This window comes from Arthrobacter sp. TJ-263 (assembly GCF_058269155.1).
In genome coordinates this window covers 944,314-962,171 of the sequence record NZ_JBZCNE010000001.1, presented here as the reverse complement: position 1 = coordinate 962,171, position 17,858 = coordinate 944,314, and the positions used below count along the sequence as shown (strand labels likewise).

Here is a 17,858-nt window from a genome sequence, read left to right as displayed (position 1 = left end):
CGTGGATCGCATCGACTGACCGGGCCATGGTGCTGAAGGCAGCTACGTGCGGCTGAAGTTCCACGCCTGGACGTGGTGGATGGTTGCTGCCTTGGGGTAGCGGCCTGAGGCGGGCCCGATTTCGAAGAGGTCGATCATGAGGAGCAGCGGGTAGGTCGGCGCTTGGGTCAGGCGCCGCACAACGCGGCCTTCACAGCCGATGATCGTTTCGTTGTTGCCCCAGATCACGGTCCACGTGTGGGGCTCGGCGGCGTCGAGGGGGACGGCGACCTCGGCGATGTCCGTGACCAATCGGGAGTCGTGGTGCGCCTTGATACCGGAACGAGCAATGGTGGTCTCGCCGATCGTCTCAGCGTCGATCTCGAATATGCAGATCTCTCCAGAATGCTCGGCAGAGAGATGCTCGGTGCCGACCAGCCACGCCGCCAGCATGCAGCCCTCGTCTCGGCTGGCCGTGACGGTTACGTCGATGCGCCCGCTGGAGGGCGCGAACAGCAGTCGCTGTGGGGTCTGGGTTCGAACGTGGAGTTCGTCATCGCGATGGCGGTGTGTTCCGTTCGGAGATCCGACCGGACCCGAATAGGTGCCGGTCTGGAGGTTCGAGACGCGCAGAGGCGCGTCCTCGGGCCGCCAGTCGCGTTGATCGGCTTCGATCCTGAGCTCGACACCCTCCGGAGTGACGCGGTAGCGGGCTTCGGATCGGTCCGGCGTCGTCCAATGCGGCAGATAGTGCGGGACCCACCACCGCGTGGACAGTCCGTCCGAGAAGTTGTCGTCGAGGTCTGGAGTCCGGTTCGGCGGCGACGGCAGCTCTTCGGGAGTCACTTCTGTTCCCTCCGTATCCAGCCGTCCAGAAGCATATCCACGAAACCGCGGCCGAGCTCCGTTTTCGCTTCGGGGGATTGCAGGTACCGGGCCGGCACGGAGTGGACGCTTTGCACGAGGGCTACCAGGGCCATCGCTGCCTGATTCAGGTCCGTGATCGACAGCGTCTCGGATTGCGCATCCCGCGCCGCCGCGAGTGCGGTCGAGATAGGTTCTCGCAGCGAGTCGTACGCCAGCGCAGCGAGCTCGTCCGCCGCGGCTGGAGGGAGGGCAGGGAAATCGGCCAACGCCATCCTCGCCACATCGACCGGGGGGTGGGAGGTGAACCAATCCGCCACGGCGTAGAGCGGGCCCCGGACTCCGGAAGGAGCAGTCGCGACGGCTTCCTCGAGTCCGCGGCGATGTTCGTGGAAGCTGGCTGTCATCACGTCGACATAGATCTGTTCCTTGCCGCCCGGGAAGTAGTAGTAGATCGAGGCGTGATGCAGGCCCGAGGCCTCCGCGATGTCCCGCAGCTTGACCGATGAGAATCCGCGGGCAGCGAACAACTTCTCCGCCTCGGTGAGCAACTTCGCGCGGGAGGGACTGTTGAGGCTTGTCGGCCGTGCCATCTCAGGCTCCCGCCGCGGGGTCGGAACCCGGAGATGGACGGGAAGATGCACTGGCGGGAGGTTGATCGATCCGCTGCGTTCGGGTCACCGGTCTGCTTGTCCGCAGGTGCGCCACGGTCGACCAGGTCAGCATGAGGACCGCGAAGCCGAGTACCAGGCCGGAGAGGAGAACGACGCTCAGCGCGACCTTCGCCGCTTTCACTCCCACCCCGATCAGGGCCCATGACCCGAGGCCTTCCGGGTTCCAGATCGCCAGGGCGAAAAAGACGTTCTCCGTCCAGTCGAACAGCGCCCCGACCAGCGGGATGAGCACCACCCTGGTGACCGACGGGAGCCCCCGCAGCCGCTGCAACACCGTCAGCGACCGCGCCAGAACGAGGCAGAGGAGCAAGGAAGCCGCCAGGGGGAAAACCGTGTCGACCAGAAGGAACAAGAGGTAGGCCTGCCGTGCGGGCCCGTCGTACAGCGGAGCCTGTACGAGGATCGACTCGACACCCAGAGGCGTCTGCAGGTCGAACGGCGGATACCCGACGAGTTGATCAACCCGGGCACCCACACCCTGCAGCACGATCAGGGAGGCCGCCGTCGCGGCGGCGGTCACAGCAATCACCCACCACCTTTGCGACGCGGCGACGATAGCGGCTGCCAGCCGGTGCGTCATCACTCACCTCCTTTCCGATTCGTCCACCAACATGTTGGTTGAATTATTGCTTGGTAGACCACACCAGACAAGAGACAACCTCGAAAACCTCCCGTCACAGGACGTCCCAGGGGCAGCATCGTGTCTGTTCCGCATCCTGAGCAACGGCCGCGGCGTGATCACCCTCTTTTGATGTTCAGGATCGATGGACATCGCGCCGTCGGGAGGCGCTCCGCAGGGCGGCCCACTGCACTTCGCCGGTCAACCGGGCGTGCTGTTGATGCGCCTCCCGTTGACGATTCAGTGCGCACACCTGATTCGAAGGACTTTCGGCCCTGAACGTGCACAGGCCCAAGGGTGAGTGTAGGAGGACGGTGGGACTCGCTTTCTCGGACGGGCGCCGCTGCCCCGGAGACAACGATCTCCCGTCACCGCACAATCGGAGTCACCACAGTGAGAAAGGAAATCCTCATGCCCCTCTCCGATGATCTGAGCAGGCTCGCGGCCAGAGCCAAAGAGGCTGAAGACCGTTTTGCCGCCGCCGAGCAGGATGCGCACGCGAAGTTGCAGCAGGACGTCCAGAGCGCACGGAACTCGCTGCAGAAGGGCACGGACCGGCTGCGCGAGACCGCCGAAGCGAACCAGGGAAGGGTCGCCGCGTGGTGGAGCGACGTGCAGAAGAGCTGGGACGATGACATCGCGTCGATCCGTCGCGACATCGGATCAAAGAAGGCAGAGCACGACGTCAAGGCCGCGCAGCGAACAGCAGAGGACGCCGAGGACGACGCGAGATTCGCGATCGCGTATGCCTATTGGGCGGTAGAAGAAGCCGAGTACAGGGTCCTCGACGCGGCGTTGGCTCGAAAGGACGCCGATAGCAAGGCATCGGCGGGAAGGTGATGCTGGCGGGCAGCACCTCGATGCCGACGGTATTGCCGCCGGCATCGCGGCCCGCAGGCAGATGCACTTCCTCCCCATAGGTGAGACACCACGGATTGTGGTGCAGCGACTCTAGGAGCAGAACGTGGCTCCAGTCCTCTTCAGCGGACCTCCCGGCGCGGACGCGCAGCAACGCTCTGAGGTTCTGAAGGAGCGTGTGTACGTCACGTTCACCACCCTGGCCGTGACGATCGCCTTCGAACGCGACTCCGAACACGCCACAGTAGGCGGCGCCGCGTTGACGCTGCTGCTCACCGTCGTGGGCACGCTGCTGGCGGTGTTCGTCGCAGATGTAACCGCGCACATGGTGCGGGAGAGTTCCCTGCCATCCCGGGCCGAACTCGCCCACCTCACCTATGTCAGCTTCGGGTCCCTGGGAGTGCTTCTGGCACCGATGGCGATCCTCGGGCTCAGCGCCTTTGGCGTGCTCGAACTGGCACCCGCACTCCGGCTGATAGCGGTAGCGCTCGTCGCCACGCTGATCGTGGTCACGCTGGTCGCCGTGCGTCGTCTGCGCGTGAGGCCATGGCTCAAGATCCTGGTCCTTGCCATCATGGCGGCGCTCGGACTGGCAGTACTCGCTATTGAACTCGCCATCCACTGAGCGAGGATCCTCCGGCGGACGGCATGTATCTACTCAGGAGCCGGAGCCGAGGGCAGCTGTGATCGATTTGATGTGGCCTGTAAGACGATCTGCGTCGATGGCTGACATCGTTTCGGTAAGCGCGAGGACACGTTGGGCGGCAGGGCGATAGTGCCGGCCCAGTATCTGCCAGACCTTCGGCGTCAGTGTCACCAGTTTCACCCTGCGATCCGTCGGTGACGGCTCGCGGGCGACCAAACCTGCAGCAGCCAGTCGATCAACGATCGTGGTCACCGCCGCGCGGGTGACGTGCAGGTGGTGCGCGAGGTCGACCTGCGAGGTCGACCCTCCTTCCAACCGGTTGAGGAGCCGAAGTTCGGTCCGCGATACCCCCAATCGCTGGGCCACGAGTGCGTCATGAGCGTCGAATGCCGCTCCGAGCGCCCTGCACGCCAGAAGCAAAGGATGCTGAGTGTCAAAGTCCATTAGCTCGAGTATATTACAGTCAAATCGTTTGACTATTTTCAGAGGCATCTCATGAAGTGGACCGAGACCATCACGATCGAAGCACCCAGGGACGTCGTGTATCAGGCCGTTCGTGATCAGCACACCCTGATGCAATGGTCGGCGTGGCCCGAAGCCACCGGGTTCACCTGCCGGGTCGACGGTGACGGGACGAGTCCCGGCTCCCAGATCGTCTTCGCCGACCAGAAGGGCGTCGAACAGGGTCGCCAGACCCTGGTTTCCGCTGACGCCGGTGTGATCCGGAATACGATGCGCAATAGGGGCCCCCGCGGTCGCTGGGTGAGCCCGAACGTCGACTTCCATATCGATTCCGCGACACCGACCCGGACCCGAGTGGCGCTTGCCTTCGATGTCGATCCTCCCGTGCCGCGCATCCTGAAACCCCTGGCGAACAGGTGGCTGCGCCGCTCGATCCGGCCGCTGCACGTGAAGGACTTGCAGCAACTCAAGGACCTCGTAGAGGCGCCGCATGTCCGCTGACCCACACTCGGCGGCCGTTGCTCCACGGGCATGGGCTGAAGATGAACGTGCCCGGAAACGCGGGCGGGTGCAGATGTTCAACGCGACCCGGCCTGATGGCCTGGACGGATGGACCATCGCGCTCGAGCAGTACGAGCTGCTCGTCGATGTCATCCTGACCACGATCGACGCCTTCGCCGCCGACGACGGCACCGTGCCGCTGCAGGTCATCGTCAACGAAGGGCAAACCAGACTCGGGTCCCATCCGGCTTTCCCCAACGGACGGCTCGCCAACTACGTCCGCTACACCAAAGTCGACCTCGAAGCCCGCGGACTCGTCGAGCGCGTCCCCAAGAGCTCACCCCAACGCGTCCGAAGAACACCTGCAAAGCTCGGCGACACGTAAGCATTCATGATCCGGAGAAAGCGCGGATCGTGCCGTGCAGGGATCCTTACCGTTCACGCCGCCGGCGGGTCCTGACTGGAGAGTGGTCGGGGAAGTCGTCTCCGATGCCGCCGGTCTCGTCGGCCGATTCCACGAACCCTCCGATCAACAGTGACTTCAAACGGCCTCACCTGGTAAGTCCGCATGCGCTTCGGCGAGATGTACCCGAAAGTGATCTCCCGAACCACTCGACGGCCGGAGCAGACGACGTCGATCGAAACCACGTCGGGCACACGTGACTTCGAATATCTCTGCGCGGATGGTCGTTCAGGAACGGAGTGGCCCGTTGTAGGAGGACGACAAGAATTCGTTCCAGGGTGTAGTGGTGAACTGAACGGGCGTCTAGCATATTAAACATGCGTTCAGCATCCGAAGATCTGAGCACCCGCGCGCGGATACGTGACGCTGCGGTGGCTCTCTTCGGGCGCGACGGTTTCGGCACAACAACTGTTCGTGCGATTGCCGCTGCGGCGGATGTCAGCCCTGGGCTCGTGCTGCATCACTTCGGCTCAAAGGATGGACTGCGTCAGGCGTGCGACCGCTACGTGGTGGAGGAGTTCGTCGGCCGGAAGGACGAACTGACCCGAGACGCGACCTCGGCAATTGCTCGCTGGCTAGCCGATGTTGATCGGTTTCATCCGCTCATCGATTACCTCGCCCGCATGCTGTCCTCGGGAACAACCGCCGCGGATGAGCTTTTCGACGCGCTGCTCACCGGTACGTCCCGGATGCTGGACGAGCAAATCGCCGCAGGCATCATGCGGGAGCCCGAAGACCGCGACATCCTCGCGCTGTACCTCACGCTGCACGGCTTGGCCCCACTGGTGATGCGCCGGCAGGTCACGCGGGGTCTCGGCCTCGACCAACTGAGCGAGGAAGGCATCCGTCGATCGACGATCCCGATTCTCGATCTCTACACGCACGGCCTCTACTCCGACGATCGGATGCTTGTCGCCGCGCGCGAGGCACTGACGAGGACGAGTGGACCTCGCTCCGACAAAGGGGAGAACGACCCCAATCAGGACCCGGACCCGCCGCGCCCCCGCCGGTCCTGACTCCATCCACTTCATTCGCACGAAAGGAACACGGGGCGATGATCCCTGCTATCGAAACCTTCGAACTGACCAAACGCTACGGCGCACATCAAGCACTCCATGGCCTCGATCTCGACGTGACACCAGGGGCGGTATTCGGACTGATCGGCCCGAATGGGGCCGGCAAGACCACGACCCTGCGTATCCTGCTCGACATCATCCGGCCGACGTCCGGAACCGCGAGGATCCTGGGTACCACGCCCGGCGAGGGCGGCCCGGCCTTCCGGCGGCGTATCGGCTATGTCCCCGGGGAACTGCGGCTCGAGGGACGCCTTCGGGGCCGGCAACTGCTCCGGCATCTCGCCGAGATCAGCGGTCCGGTTCCACCAGGGACGATCGACAGGCTCGCCGATCGGCTCGGCGTGAACCTCGACCGACCGGTCCGCGCGCTCTCGAAGGGCAACAAGCAGAAACTCGGACTCATCCAGGCATTCATGCACCACCCTGAACTGCTGGTGCTCGACGAGCCGACGAGCGGGCTCGACCCACTCGTGCAGCGAACCTTCCTTGAAATGGTGCGCGAGGCGCGCGACGCGGGTCAGACGGTTCTGCTCAGTTCGCACGTGCTCAGTGAGATCCAGCAGACCGCCGACGAGGTCGCGGTGCTCAGTGGTGGCAGGATCGTCGCTCAGGGTCGCGTCGACTCGCTGCGCCTCAGCAGCATCCGGCATGTGCGGGCGGGCGTCGACGGGACCTCCCTTGCACTGCTGCGCGGGGACCTCGAGAAACTGCCCGGACTCAGCGACATAGCCGTCACCGGTGACGGAGGCGGTGGGATCGCGCGCCTCGCGGCGAAAGTCGAGGGCGACATCGATCCGTTCGTGAAGCTGCTGGCCCGCCACCGGGTTGTCGACCTCACGGTCGAGGAACCGGATCTCGAGGAGTCGGTGCTCCAGCTCTACGGTTCCGGCAGCGTCGAGGAGGCGGCTCATGTCTAAAATCCTGCCGGTCTTCCGTCGTTCGCTCGGTGACTCGTGGCGTTCACTCCTGGGCTGGAGTCTTGGGGTCGCAGCCGCGCTGCTGCTGTACCTGCCACTGTTTCCGAGCATCGGAGGCAACGGTGAGATGCAGCAGATCATCGACAGTCTCCCGCCCGAGCTCGTGAAAACGCTCGGCTACGAGCAGATCGCGTCAGGTCCGGGGTACGTGCAGAGCACGTTCTACGGGCTCATCGGATTCCTGCTGCTGGTCATCGCCGCGGTGTCCTGGGGGTCGTCGGCGATTGCCGGCGCCGAGGAGTCGGGCCAGCTCGAGCTCACGCTCGCGCACGGGGTCAGCCGCACGCAGGTCGCACTCGAGTCGGCACTGTCGGTGATCGTTCGACTGGCCTGGCTCGGGCTGCTCGCCGCGGCGATCGTGGTCATGCTCATCGAACCAGCCGAACTCGCCATCGACCCGCCCGATGCAGTGGGCACCTCCGCGGCGCTTGTCGGACTCGCAGCCCTGGCGGGCGGGTTCGCCCTTCTCGTCGGCGCCGTCACGGGCCGACGGATCCTCGCCGTAGGTGCCGGCGCGGGCATCGCCGTCCTTGCATACGTGGGAAACGCGATAGCGAACCAGGTGACAGACGCACAGTGGCTTCGCGCGGTCTCACCGTACTCCTGGGCGTACCGCGACCGGCCGCTCACCGACGGCACCGACTGGGCAGGGCTTGTGCTCCTGTGGGGGGTGAGCACAGTCCTGGTCGTCCTGGCGACGATCGCGCTTCGACGACGTGACGTTATCGGATGACATCCTCGGCATGGTGGCGTGTCGCGCCACCGTGCCCTCCTGTCACCGACCGAGCTGCAGCCGCTTGCAAGCGACGGTGGGGGCGATGCCGCGCACCGCCCGAGCCTGGTGCGCTACAAGAAAGCGTCGCTTACCGCTGCGGTTCACACGGGGAGTGGTGATGGTTCGACCGGCCGTGCTGCATCCTTTCGAGGTGCGAGATTCGAGTGGCCGTACCCGGATGCTGTTGTTCGAAGCTGGACACGAGGAGGACAGATAACTCCGTTCGAAGGCAGCCCTTGGTATCCCTGAGAGAAACCCATCCGGCCGGCCCGCATACCTGCTGGTGTCTTCTATGCTGAGCCGATGAGGAGACGGGTGGTGCTTGCATCGGCGGCGTCGGGGCTTGCCGGACTCGCGGCGCTTCTGACGTGGCGAGGGCCTCGCCTGCCGCCCGGCACCGGGAGAATGATTGCCCTCATCCGCGCCGGCCCCGTGACGGGAGTCGTCAGCGGTACATCGGGGTACGCCCGGTCCGGCGGGGTCCGGATCTGGTACGAGTCCCTCCCTCCTGTCGGTGCGGAGAGGGGTGTCGTACTGCTCGACTCCTCACTCGGTGTGGGCTCCCTGTTCTGGCCGCCCGCGTTCCTGCGCGGGCTGGCGGCGGCGGGGTACCGCGTGGTCCGGTACGACCACCGGGGCACCGGCGCGTCCAGTTGGATGACAGGCTGGAGCCGGAAGCACCCGTACTCCTTGATCGACATGGCGAACGATGCGATCGCCGTCCTCGACGAGCTCCGCGTCGATAGGATCCACGTCGTCGGGCTATCCCTCGGAGGATTCGTCGCCCAGGAGGTCGCGCTCGCCCACCCTGAGCGTGTCCGCTCCCTCACCCTCATGTCCACCTCGGCGGACCCGACCGACCCCTCGATGCCCGGACCTCGGACCTGGCCGCTGATCCGGTCTGCGATTGCGGGGTTCCCACTGCTGCGATACCGCTTGCTCGGTGGGGAAACGAATCGCGTGAAGGAGCTCCTGACGGGACTGGTCGCGCACGGCGGAGACGAACCCGTCGACGTGGAAGAGTGGACCAGGATCATCCTCTACGACCTGCGGGAACGACACGGACTCAACCTCCGCGCACTGCTGCAGCACCAGGCAGCTGTCGCCGTCACCCGCTCCCGATACCACCTGCTGGCCGGCATCACGGCACCCACCCTCGTGATACACGGCAACGCCGACGCGCTCCTGCCGATCGAGCACGGCCACCGCCTCGCCGCAGCCATCCCGTCCGCCCGCGGCCTGTGGCTGAAGGACGCCGGTCACCCGTTCCCCTACCCTGACATGCCGATGGTGACGGCCGCGATCACGAACCACCTCGACGCCACCCATGCCCGCCTCCGGACCAGGCGGCAGCCGGCTTCCGAGCAGCACGACACCAGGAAATAGGTGAAGACGGAAGACATCGACGAAATGGGGATGTCCCGTTGCGTCGCACACGCGAGCCTCCTGTCACCGGTCGAGCTGCAGCCGGTTCCAGGCGACGGCGGTTGCACCGGCGAATGCCGCGGAGGCGAGCAGTGTCGGTAGAAGCTGGATCGGCGTCACGGCTCCTGGCGTCATCGCCCACAAGGCGGGAGCCCCGAACAGTGCCCATCCACCCAGGCCGGACAGCACGCCCACCTGAGCGATCACGAGGATCACGATCGTGGCCGCGATGCCCGGCAGGATCCCGCGACCGCGCGTCGCGGCCCAGCCCGCGGGCGCCGCCGAGAGCGCGGTGAACACCGACAGCACAAACAACCGGAGCAAAGCGAAACCGCTCTCGTACGTAGGAAGCCCGTATCCCAGCAGCACTCCGAGCAGCCCCGTCGTCACCGTCAGCCCGAGCGCGACCATCACCGCCCAGACGAGGAACACCGCGAGTTTCGCGACCGCGATGGTCGACCGGCGGATGGGGAGTGCGAAGAGGCCGGTGATCGTTCCATCGGCGAACTCACGTGCAACGATCCAACTCACGGCGACGCCGAATGCGAGCAGCCCTCCGGCGGCCGCAATCTGCATCACCGCGCCGATGAGCAATGGCCAGCCGTCGAGGGCGCCGAGCGGTCCGAGTTGCCCGGCGACCTGCTCGTTGCCGGCCTGCACGGCCAGCACGAGGCTGCCGCTCAGCACGCCGAGGCCGGCCAGGAGCAGCCACGTGATCGTACGGAAGACCTGGGAAGCCGCGGCCTTCCGCGCCTCGACGGCGAACGCGACGCCGAGGTACTTCATCGTCGTGCCTCGTCGTCGGCGTGTACCGCGGAGAAGAAGGAGCGTTCGAGGTCGAGGGTGTCGGGATCGAGGCTGCCGATGACACGTCCCCTGTTCATCAGCGTGATGCGGTCCGCGATCCGGGCGACCTCGTCGAGGTGGTGACTGGACACGAGAATCGCGGCGCCATCATCGCGACGTCGCAGCAGGGTCTCGCGCAGCAGGAGAACGCCGGCGGGGTCGAGCGCGTTGGACGGCTCGTCGAGCACGACGGTGCCCGGCGCGTGCTGCAGCGCCGCCGCGAGCCCGACCCGCTGCCGGTTGCCCTGCGAGAGCCGCCGCGCGGCCACCCCGGCATACGCACCGAGTTCGAAGGCAGACAGAGACCACTCGACCATTCCGTCGATCCGGTCCGACCCGACGAGGCGAAGACGCGCGGCGATCTCCAGATTCTGCCGTACATCGAGCTCCGGGTACGCAAAAGCCGTCTCGAGAGTGTGCCCGACCCCCGCCCATGCCGCGGGCTCGACCCCGGAGAGCGCAACACCGCCGAGCGTGACCGATCCGGAGTCAACACTGAGCATGCCGAGCAGCACACGCAGGAGAGTGGTCTTGCCCGCACCATTGAGGCCTACCAGGGCATGCACCTGCCCGGGCTCGACAGCGAGCGAAACCCCATCGAGGGCGAGCGTGTCACCCAGCCGGCGGCGCACCCGGTCCGCGCGCAACCCGCCGACGTCGTCCATGCTTCATACCCTAGGAGACCCGATCCGCCCGCGATAGACAACCCCGACCGAGGACGATCCATGACGGCTCGCGGACCTCACGTTCGCCCGACGGCGGTACCGCCGGTGGGCCGACAGGATCAAGGCAGCGAAGGAACGCGGCGTCTGCCAGGGCAGAGCCGGCGAAGGTGTGAAGGTATTCGGCTGTGTGGAGTACAGGACGAGCGCGGCGACGGTGCCTTCATCGGGCGGGGGGTCTGGTTCTGATTCACCCGCAACTGGTGATGGTCGCGTGCACCGAAAGCAATAGCTTGGCAACCGTGTGGGCGGCGGAAGGAGAAGGGATGCCCACCTGCGAGCAAGGGCGCACCGACATCGTTCTGTCGAGTACTTCGGTGCCTCAGTCCACGGGGAGTCCGCCTTCCGGGCGAACGTGGGCTGCCTGCGTGTCGGGTTGCCGGGAAGGAGCGGGGCGGCCGTATCACCGCCCGGTATCGATCCGATTGCCGTGATTCGTTCCAGGGCCTACATCGCTGCGCTCGTTCTGGCAGCGGTTCTGGGTGTTCCCATCTCGATCATTGCGTACGGCTTTCTCGCTTCGGTCGCGGCGGTCCAGCAGTTCGTCTTCGTCGGGCTGCCGGATCAGTTCCTCGGGGGTCCCGCTCCTGCGTGGTGGCCTGTTCCGTGGTTGGTGCTCTGTGGGCTGCTGACGGCGTTGACCATCCGGTATCTGCCGGGAACCGGGGGTCATTCACCCGCCGAGGGATTCAGGACGGGCGGCGCTCCGCCCAAGGGCCGGGAGCTCGTGGGGATCGTCCTCGCGGCGCTGACCACGCTCAGCCTCGGTGCGGTGCTCGGTCCGGAGGGCCGTGCCCTCGATCCGCCTCCTTCCAGCGTGAGTATCCTGATGCGCATGGTCGGTTCCGTGTATTGCCTGGAGGGTAGAGCCGCGTGAAGGCCGTCGTCTACGAGCGCTACGGCCCACCGGACGTGCTGAGGCTGAGCGATATCCCGATGCCGACGCCCAGAGCACATCAGGTGCTCGTCGAGGTCGCTGCGACGTCGGTCAATCTGTCGGACTGGGAGGGGCTTCGCGGCAAGCCGATGTACGCACGGCTCGGCGGGCTGCGCGCCCCGGCCCGCCCGGTGCTCGGCTCCGACATCGCCGGACGCGTGACCGCCGTCGGCTCCGGCGTCACCCGGTTCCGGGTCGGCGATGAGGTGTACGGCGACAATCTGGGACTCAAGGGCGGCTTCGCCGAGTACGCAGTGGTCCCCGCCGCCGCGCTCTCCCACAAGCCTGCCGAGCTGACGTTCGCGGAGGCTTCGACGCTACCGCAGGCAGGCTCGATCGCTCTCCAGGGAACCGCCCGCGCGCACCACGGGCAGCGCGTGCTGATCAACGGGGCGGGCGGCGGCTCGGGATCCTTCGCGATCCAGCTCGCCAGGCTCTCGGGCGCACACGTGACAGGCGTGGACAACGCCGGCAAGCTCGACTTCATGCGGAACCTCGGGGCCGACGAGGTGATCGACTACCGCCGCCAGGACTTCACCAGACTCGAGCCCTACGACCTGGTGCTCGATCTTGTCGCCCAGCGATCCGCGTTCGCCTACCGGAGGGCGCTGACCCGCGGCGGCCGGTATCTCTGCGTGGGCGGAACCGTGGGAACGCTCCTGCAGGTTGTCGCCGTCGGAGCCGCTTCGGGCTTCCTCACCGGGCGGCGGCTCGGCGTCCTCGCTGTCAGACAGGGCCCAGCGCATTTCGAACCCGTCGCGCAGCAGTGCATCGACGGCGATCTCGACATCCACATCGACCGCACCTTCCCGCTCGGCGAGGTACCGCAGGCCCTCACCCATGTCGGCGAGGGGCGCGCGCTCGGCAAGGTGGTCGTTGTCCCGTGACGTCGCTCGCGCTCCGGAGGTCCGGGACCCTGCCGTGAGTCCATCAGGCCAGGGGCTCGTCCGTGTCCACTGCTCGTGGAAGGTGTTCCACGGCCCCTTCCATCGAGCGGATGCAGGCCGCGTTGCCGCTGATCGCCGCTTCGTAACGCCCGATATCGGAAGCGCCGAGGTGGGCCACCACCAGATCGAGCAGTGACGCGACGGATTCGTTCGACCGGCCCGCAGCCTGCAGACTGATGGCTTCGAAGACCGCCAGGGCAGGGGAGTCGGGGAACAATCCGCGCGCGGTTCCGAGGACCTCGAGCGACGTCCCGTACTCGCCCAGATTCCTGAGCGTCGATCCGTACTGGAGGTAGCACCTGCGCAGCAGGTCCCCCTCGAGCCCGGCAGCAAGAGCCTTCTCATAGAATGCCTGCGCGAGGTCCTCCCGGCCGGCGGTGTCGTAGGCCCCGCCGACCTCGTAGAGTACGCGCGCATCCTCGGGGTATGCGGCGTGGAGGGGGAGCAGCGCATCGATGGTCGGCCGCATGTTGTCGCGGTCCCGACGCCCGACGATCAGGTCGAGCTCGTCATCCAGAGTCATGGCGCCACTCTCGCACAGGTGACGCACCGGATGCCGTCCCGAGGGGTGCGGCTCCCTCAGCTTTTCGTGACCGTACCCGGCAGTTCAGCCGCGTAGTCGGTGAGCGCCCTGCGGTAACCGTCGAGGGTGGGGATGAGGGCGAGGAGCGCTGTCCTCAGTGCGTCCCCGTGGCGGCCTGCGTCATGCAGTGCCAGGGCAAGGAAGGCCTGCCGTGCGCCTTCATCGACGCCGGCGTCGGGCATCGATTCGAGGATCGCCACGGCTTCGGCGGGGTTGCCGGTGTTGCGCAGCGTGCTCGCCAGCTGGATGGAGACGCGCAGCGCGCTCGAGCCCTCCAGCCCTGCTCCGATGGCTCGCCGGTACAGCGGGATCGCCTCGTTCTCGAGCCCGAGAGCATCGTGGACCCCGCCCAACTCGAAAAGTGCTTCTGCATCGCCCTCGGGCCGAACCGAGACGAGATCCCGCATCCTCGCGATCGAGCCCTGCGGATCGGCGTCGTCGAACTCCTGCTCGTAGAAGCGGTCGATCGCCTGGTGCCACGCTGCGTCAGCTATCCCGCCAGCTTGCCATGTCGCACGAGCACGGTCGGATCGACCTCGCCGATGCCCCGCCGAGGGATCGACGTGCTTCGTCGCCACGAGACCTATCCGGCGAGGGCATCGACCGCTTCCTGCGTGTAGGGAAGGGTGCCGTCGAGCGGTGTCAGCGTGAACCACTCGCCGTCCTGCCGGGTGGCGAACACGAGCAGAGCATCGGAGGTATCCAGGGGGTCGCCGTCCGGGTACTCCGCGGTGCCGCTGCAGGAGTCGGGCATCGACGAGATACGCACGCTTCCTCCATCGACCCGGCCCTTCAGGACCTCGTCCGCCCGGACCTCGTACGCGTGGGCATCGACCCCGAAGATGCGCGCTGTCCCGTCGCGCGTGCTCGACGACGTGACGATCACGAGGTCGGCGGCGTCGTACTTCTCCTGCGGCGTCGGAAAGCCCGCCCAGCTGGGGCAGGAGACGGACCCGTAGCCACATCCCGAGAGGGCGCACGCGGCAAGGGCGGCTGGCACGGACCACGCGCCGCGCCCCCTCGGTCGTCGAAGGCGGTGAACCCCGGCACCGGAGTCGGGAGCGATCACTCGTCCGGCTTCGGTTCCATGAGCTGGATGAGGTTGCCGCACGTGTCATCGAAGATCGCGACGACGGCGGCGCCGATGTCGAGCGGCGGCTGGGTGAAGACCACGCCCAGGCCGGTCAGTCGGGCGTGCTCGGCCTCGACGTCCGCGACCGCGAACTGGGCCAGCGGGATGCCGTCATGGACAAGGGCGTCCCGGTACGGCTTCACCGCCGGGTGGCTGGACGGCTCCAGGAGCAACTCGGGTCCGTCGGGCGATTCGGGGGACACCACGGTGAGCCAGGAATGGATGCCGAGAGGGATGTCCTGGCGCTTCACGAAGCCCAGCACATCGGTGTAGAAGGCGAGTGCCTCCCGCTGGTCATCGACGAACAGACTCGTCAGGGCTATCTTCATCGCTCACTCCTCTTCCTCACCGACCACCGTGAGGCCCAGAGTATGCCGCATCGCGGGTGCGGAACAGGCCCCGAACCGGGCTGCCGATCAACCGTCGGCTCAATAGCCCAGGAAGGCGTCCGTGGTCACACGGGAGACGCCCGCCGTGCGTACCGCCGCACGCAGGCGTCCGATGAAGGCGGGGGAGCCCGAGACGAGGACCCTGCGGCGGGGGAGGTCCTGCACCGCCGCGAGGAGGTTGTCCGCCGTCGGCTCGGCCCCCGCGAGGGTCCACCCCGCGGGCAGGGCCGGGGCATCACCGGACGTCGGCATGTACAGCACGACGCGCGTCCCCAGGCCGGTCAGCTCGTCGCGGAAGGCGATCTCCTGCTCGCTGCGGACCGCATAGACGAGCACGACGTCGCGTTCCTCGCCGCGCTCGCCGAGGTCACGGAGCTGGCTGATGAACGGCGTCACGCCGATACCTCCGGCCACCAGCAGGACCGGGACCGCCGGATCGCGGGGGAGGCGGAAGTCGCCCCCGACGAGCGTCCCGGTGACCTGCGCGTTGTCCGGGAGGTCGAGGAGGGCGTTCTTGAAGGAGCTGCCCGCCTCCGTGGTCCGCAGGCCGAACGTCACGGCATCGCGCCGCTGCGGCGCGGAGGTGATGCTGAAGACCCGGCGGCTGCCGCGGCCGTCGACCCCGCGATGCGGCAGGTCCAGCTCCATGTACTGCCCGGCCCGGAACCGTACGGGGCGCCGGGTCGCGAAGACCAGCTCCGTGCTGGTCGGAGTCAACTGCCGCCTTCCCGCAAGGGACAGCCGCACGCCCCGGCGCTGCCCCATGGCGAACGCGACGGCATTGCCGAGCACGAGGGCGAACTCGGGCCCGAGGAACACCGGGCCGATGGACAGCTGAAGGGCGAACACCACGCCCACGACGGCGGCGACGAGCCACTGCTGCCACCGGAGCGGCGGCAGGGTCAGCGGCTCCGTCATCATGAAGCCGAGCAGGAACAGCACAGGGTACGAGGTCAGGATGAGCTGGAGGCCGGCTCCGGGCATCATGCCGTTCTGCACCAGGCCGTAGAGCAGGATGCCGACGGTGACCACGAGGAATGCTGCCGCCATGGACATCCTCCGCGTCCGGTGGAGCAGGAGCGCACCGCCGACCGCGACGACGGGGAGCATGTAGGCGTTCGCGACCCACCACCCGGCAACCCCCACTCCGAGGAGGGTGGCGACAACTGCCCCCGTCGCCGCCGGATTGAAGACATGGCGTCCCCTGACGGCCAGCAGGAACTTCGAGGCTCCTGCCGCCACGCCCGCGGCGAGTATGCCCCCGAGTCCGGCTCCCGTGCCCGACGGGAACATGATCAGGAACAGGATCAGTCCCGTGATGAGCGAGGACTCGCCGTGGGGCCGGAGCCGGAGGATCAGCGCCATCAGGCGGGTGCCGATGATCGTGCCGCCCACGGCAGCCACCAGGGTTCCGCCGATCTCGGCGGGGGTGAACGCCAGCAGGCCGGCCAGCGAGAGGACCAGCGCTTCGACGGTCAGGATCGCCAGGAGTGTCAGCGTCAGCCGGTACATGGTGATGCGGCCCAGGAGGCCGTCGAGTGCTGCGGTCATGAGAACAGGGCTCCTGCGAGGGGTGCGGAATAGCGGGCGCGTCCGTCCGAGTACATCAGCACGTAGTCGAACTCGAACGATCCCGCGAGGTCCGCGGGATCGGTGAGGAACAGGGCGGTGCACAGGCCGTCGGCGGTCATCGCATCCTCCGCGAGAACCCAGGTCGCGACGACGGTGTCCACGCTCCGGCCGGTCCTCGCGTCCAGGACGTGGTGCAGGCCATCGCCCCAGGCTCGGCGGTTCGACGCGGACGCGCACAGCGCGCCGGTCCCCAGGCGAACCGCACCGATCGCCGACGACGGGTCGTAGGGGTGCTCGAGGGCGACGGTGATGGTTCCGTCGCCCGCCCTGCGCATGTCCCCGCTGGCATCGACGACGACGTCCCCGTGACCCTCGGCGCACAGGTACTCCAGCATGAGGTCGACGAGCTGTCCCTTGCCGGCGGCACCGACGTCCAGGATCGCCGGTTCGCGCAGCGTGACGCCGTCGTCCGTCCAGGTCAGGACGTCGTCCCAGGCCCGGGCGGGGGCAGGCTCCTTCGCGGGCGTCAGCGAGTAGTCGGCGTCGTAGCCCAGCGCGGCGAGAGGGTCACCCACGAGCGGCGAGACGCCGCCGTCCGTGAGGTCGTACAGCGAGCGCAGCAGGAGCCCGAGCTCCGCGCCGTGGGGAGGCAGGGGCAGCGAGCCGCCGGCAGCGGCCAGGGCCGTGACGCCGGAGTCGGCGCGGAACCGCGAGTAGAGGGCGTCGTACTCCCCGGCAAGGCGTAGCAGCTGTGCCCGCTGGCCGGGCACCAGTGCAGCGCCGGTGTCCACGCGCCAGCCGGTGCCGATCGCCTCGAAGCCGAAGGAGTCCGCCACGCCGACTCGCCTAGAGCTGCGCTTCGTTCTTGATCTTGCCCAGGGCGTCGTTGAACCCGCCGCTCGTCAGGGACGAACCGGCCACCTTGTCCACGGAGAGTTCGTCCAGCTTCTTCCCGACGACGACGTCGGAGATGCCGCCCGCGAAACGGCCCTGGTACTCGGTGGTGGTGGGGTTGTCGGGCATCGGCTCCACCTCGACGGCGGTGACGACGTCGGCCTCGAGCGTGAGCGTCACGCCCACCTCCTCCTGCCCGGCGGGGGACTGGTAGCTGCCCGTCCCGGTGTAGGTGCCGTCCCTGTAGGCCTCGCCGGTGGATCCGCCGGCAGCCGACGTCTCGGCCGGGGCGTCGGCCGCCGGCTGTCCGGAGGCCGGCGCTCCTGGGGCGGGTTCTTCTGCGTCGGCGCCGGCGCAGCCTGCAGCGCCGAGGATCGAGACGGCGGCGAGCGCCGTCAGGACCCTCCTATGGCGGGGGAAGCCGGGCGTGCCGGCCGCCGCGCGGGCAGCCGTTCGGGTCAGGCCTGTTCTGGTCACTGGGTGCTCCTGTCGGGGTGCCGCGACGGGACGGAGCGGG

23 protein-coding genes are annotated in these 17,858 nt (G+C 67.3%); 10 read left to right on the top strand and 13 right to left on the bottom strand.

Annotated features, from left to right (window positions below; translation table 11 throughout):
• Positions 1 to 42: 42 nt before the first annotated feature.
• Genes AC4D2F_RS04565 through AC4D2F_RS04555 form a run of 3 tightly spaced genes read right to left on the bottom strand, consistent with a single transcriptional unit; the run spans position 43 to position 2,097 of the window.
• A complete protein-coding gene (locus tag AC4D2F_RS04565; RefSeq protein ID WP_490909655.1) occupies positions 43 to 825 on the bottom strand; it encodes a family 16 glycosylhydrolase in 783 nt (260 codons plus the stop codon).
• The gene (locus AC4D2F_RS04560) at positions 822 to 1,394 is read right to left on the bottom strand and encodes a TetR/AcrR family transcriptional regulator (RefSeq protein ID WP_490909654.1); all 573 of its coding nucleotides are present in this window, start codon (positions 1,392 to 1,394) and stop codon (positions 822 to 824) included. Before AC4D2F_RS04560 ends, AC4D2F_RS04565 begins: the two co-directional genes overlap by 4 nt.
• A 43-nt stretch (positions 1,395 to 1,437) precedes the next feature.
• Entirely contained in the window at positions 1,438 to 2,097 is a 660-nt protein-coding gene (locus tag AC4D2F_RS04555) for a hypothetical protein (RefSeq protein WP_490909653.1), read from the bottom strand.
• A gap of 450 nt (positions 2,098 to 2,547) precedes the next feature.
• On the opposite strand from AC4D2F_RS04555, the gene AC4D2F_RS04550 reads away from it, so the two are divergent.
• A complete protein-coding gene (locus AC4D2F_RS04550; protein WP_490909652.1) occupies positions 2,548 to 2,976 on the top strand; it encodes a hypothetical protein in 429 nt (142 codons plus the stop codon).
• Between the two features lie 124 nt (positions 2,977 to 3,100).
• Positions 3,101 to 3,619 (top strand): hypothetical protein, encoded by a 519-nt coding sequence (locus AC4D2F_RS04545; protein WP_490909651.1) that lies wholly within the window; start codon positions 3,101 to 3,103, stop codon positions 3,617 to 3,619.
• 33 nt (positions 3,620 to 3,652) lie between these two features.
• Here AC4D2F_RS04545 and AC4D2F_RS04540 read toward each other — a convergent pair whose 3' ends face one another.
• A complete protein-coding gene (locus tag AC4D2F_RS04540; RefSeq protein ID WP_490909650.1) occupies positions 3,653 to 4,084 on the bottom strand; it encodes a MarR family winged helix-turn-helix transcriptional regulator in 432 nt (143 codons plus the stop codon).
• Between the two features lie 51 nt (positions 4,085 to 4,135).
• Between AC4D2F_RS04540 and AC4D2F_RS04535 the strand changes: the two genes are divergently transcribed.
• The 6 genes from AC4D2F_RS04535 (at position 4,136) to AC4D2F_RS04510 (ending at position 9,280) form a co-directional block, all read left to right on the top strand.
• Entirely contained in the window at positions 4,136 to 4,603 is a 468-nt protein-coding gene (locus AC4D2F_RS04535; RefSeq protein WP_490909649.1) for an SRPBCC family protein, read from the top strand.
• 73 nt (positions 4,604 to 4,676) lie between these two features.
• Complete coding sequence (locus AC4D2F_RS04530) at positions 4,677 to 4,988, top strand: DUF6958 family protein (RefSeq protein WP_490909648.1); 312 nt, start codon at positions 4,677 to 4,679, stop codon at positions 4,986 to 4,988.
• 395 nt (positions 4,989 to 5,383) lie between these two features.
• Positions 5,384 to 6,082, top strand: coding sequence for a TetR/AcrR family transcriptional regulator (locus AC4D2F_RS04525; RefSeq protein WP_490909647.1), 699 nt, complete (start codon positions 5,384 to 5,386; stop codon positions 6,080 to 6,082).
• 38 nt (positions 6,083 to 6,120) lie between these two features.
• Entirely contained in the window at positions 6,121 to 7,059 is a 939-nt protein-coding gene (locus AC4D2F_RS04520; RefSeq protein WP_490909646.1) for an ABC transporter ATP-binding protein, read from the top strand.
• Complete coding sequence (locus tag AC4D2F_RS04515; RefSeq protein ID WP_490909645.1) at positions 7,052 to 7,852, top strand: ABC transporter permease subunit; 801 nt, start codon at positions 7,052 to 7,054, stop codon at positions 7,850 to 7,852. The genes AC4D2F_RS04520 and AC4D2F_RS04515 overlap by 8 nt, the downstream gene beginning before the upstream one ends.
• Before the next feature lie 447 nt (positions 7,853 to 8,299).
• Positions 8,300 to 9,280, top strand: coding sequence for an alpha/beta fold hydrolase (locus AC4D2F_RS04510; RefSeq protein ID WP_490909644.1), 981 nt, complete (start codon positions 8,300 to 8,302; stop codon positions 9,278 to 9,280).
• A 63-nt stretch (positions 9,281 to 9,343) separates the two neighbouring features.
• Here the strand turns inward: AC4D2F_RS04510 and AC4D2F_RS04505 are convergent, their stop codons facing one another.
• Both AC4D2F_RS04505 and AC4D2F_RS04500 read right to left on the bottom strand, forming a co-directional pair.
• Positions 9,344 to 10,105 (bottom strand): ABC transporter permease, encoded by a 762-nt coding sequence (locus AC4D2F_RS04505; RefSeq protein WP_490909643.1) that lies wholly within the window; start codon positions 10,103 to 10,105, stop codon positions 9,344 to 9,346.
• Positions 10,102 to 10,830 carry an ABC transporter ATP-binding protein gene (locus tag AC4D2F_RS04500; RefSeq protein WP_490909642.1) on the bottom strand — a complete coding sequence of 243 codons (729 nt, stop codon included), beginning with the start codon at positions 10,828 to 10,830 and terminating at the stop codon, positions 10,102 to 10,104. Before AC4D2F_RS04500 ends, AC4D2F_RS04505 begins: the two co-directional genes overlap by 4 nt.
• A gap of 412 nt (positions 10,831 to 11,242) precedes the next feature.
• Here AC4D2F_RS04500 and AC4D2F_RS04495 point away from each other — a divergent pair, with 412 nt between their 5' ends.
• Together AC4D2F_RS04495 and AC4D2F_RS04490 are read left to right on the top strand one after the other, a co-directional pair.
• On the top strand, positions 11,243 to 11,764 hold the full coding sequence (locus AC4D2F_RS04495) for a hypothetical protein (protein ID WP_490909641.1): 522 nt from the start codon (positions 11,243 to 11,245) through the stop codon (positions 11,762 to 11,764).
• On the top strand, positions 11,761 to 12,711 hold the full coding sequence (locus AC4D2F_RS04490) for an NAD(P)-dependent alcohol dehydrogenase (RefSeq protein ID WP_490909640.1): 951 nt from the start codon (positions 11,761 to 11,763) through the stop codon (positions 12,709 to 12,711). Before AC4D2F_RS04495 ends, AC4D2F_RS04490 begins: the two co-directional genes overlap by 4 nt.
• Positions 12,712 to 12,754: 43 nt before the next feature.
• On the opposite strand, the gene AC4D2F_RS04485 is transcribed toward AC4D2F_RS04490, so the two are convergent.
• From AC4D2F_RS04485 to AC4D2F_RS04455, 7 genes are all read right to left on the bottom strand, one after another.
• On the bottom strand, positions 12,755 to 13,294 hold the full coding sequence (locus AC4D2F_RS04485; RefSeq protein ID WP_490909639.1) for a tetratricopeptide repeat protein: 540 nt from the start codon (positions 13,292 to 13,294) through the stop codon (positions 12,755 to 12,757).
• Between the two features lie 56 nt (positions 13,295 to 13,350).
• A complete protein-coding gene (locus AC4D2F_RS04480; protein ID WP_490909638.1) occupies positions 13,351 to 13,932 on the bottom strand; it encodes a tetratricopeptide repeat protein in 582 nt (193 codons plus the stop codon).
• Positions 13,933 to 13,937: 5 nt separating this feature from the next.
• On the bottom strand, positions 13,938 to 14,354 hold the full coding sequence (locus tag AC4D2F_RS04475; RefSeq protein WP_490909637.1) for a hypothetical protein: 417 nt from the start codon (positions 14,352 to 14,354) through the stop codon (positions 13,938 to 13,940).
• Between the two features lie 65 nt (positions 14,355 to 14,419).
• Positions 14,420 to 14,815 carry a VOC family protein gene (locus AC4D2F_RS04470; RefSeq protein WP_104165690.1) on the bottom strand — a complete coding sequence of 132 codons (396 nt, stop codon included), beginning with the start codon at positions 14,813 to 14,815 and terminating at the stop codon, positions 14,420 to 14,422.
• 99 nt (positions 14,816 to 14,914) lie between these two features.
• Positions 14,915 to 16,426 (bottom strand): FAD-dependent oxidoreductase, encoded by a 1,512-nt coding sequence (locus tag AC4D2F_RS04465; protein WP_490909636.1) that lies wholly within the window; start codon positions 16,424 to 16,426, stop codon positions 14,915 to 14,917.
• A complete protein-coding gene (locus AC4D2F_RS04460) occupies positions 16,423 to 17,283 on the bottom strand; it encodes an FAD:protein FMN transferase (RefSeq protein ID WP_490909635.1) in 861 nt (286 codons plus the stop codon). The genes AC4D2F_RS04465 and AC4D2F_RS04460 overlap by 4 nt, the downstream gene beginning before the upstream one ends.
• A 10-nt stretch (positions 17,284 to 17,293) precedes the next feature.
• Positions 17,294 to 17,818 (bottom strand): FMN-binding protein, encoded by a 525-nt coding sequence (locus AC4D2F_RS04455; protein ID WP_490909634.1) that lies wholly within the window; start codon positions 17,816 to 17,818, stop codon positions 17,294 to 17,296.
• Between the last annotated feature and the right edge of the window lie 40 nt (positions 17,819 to 17,858).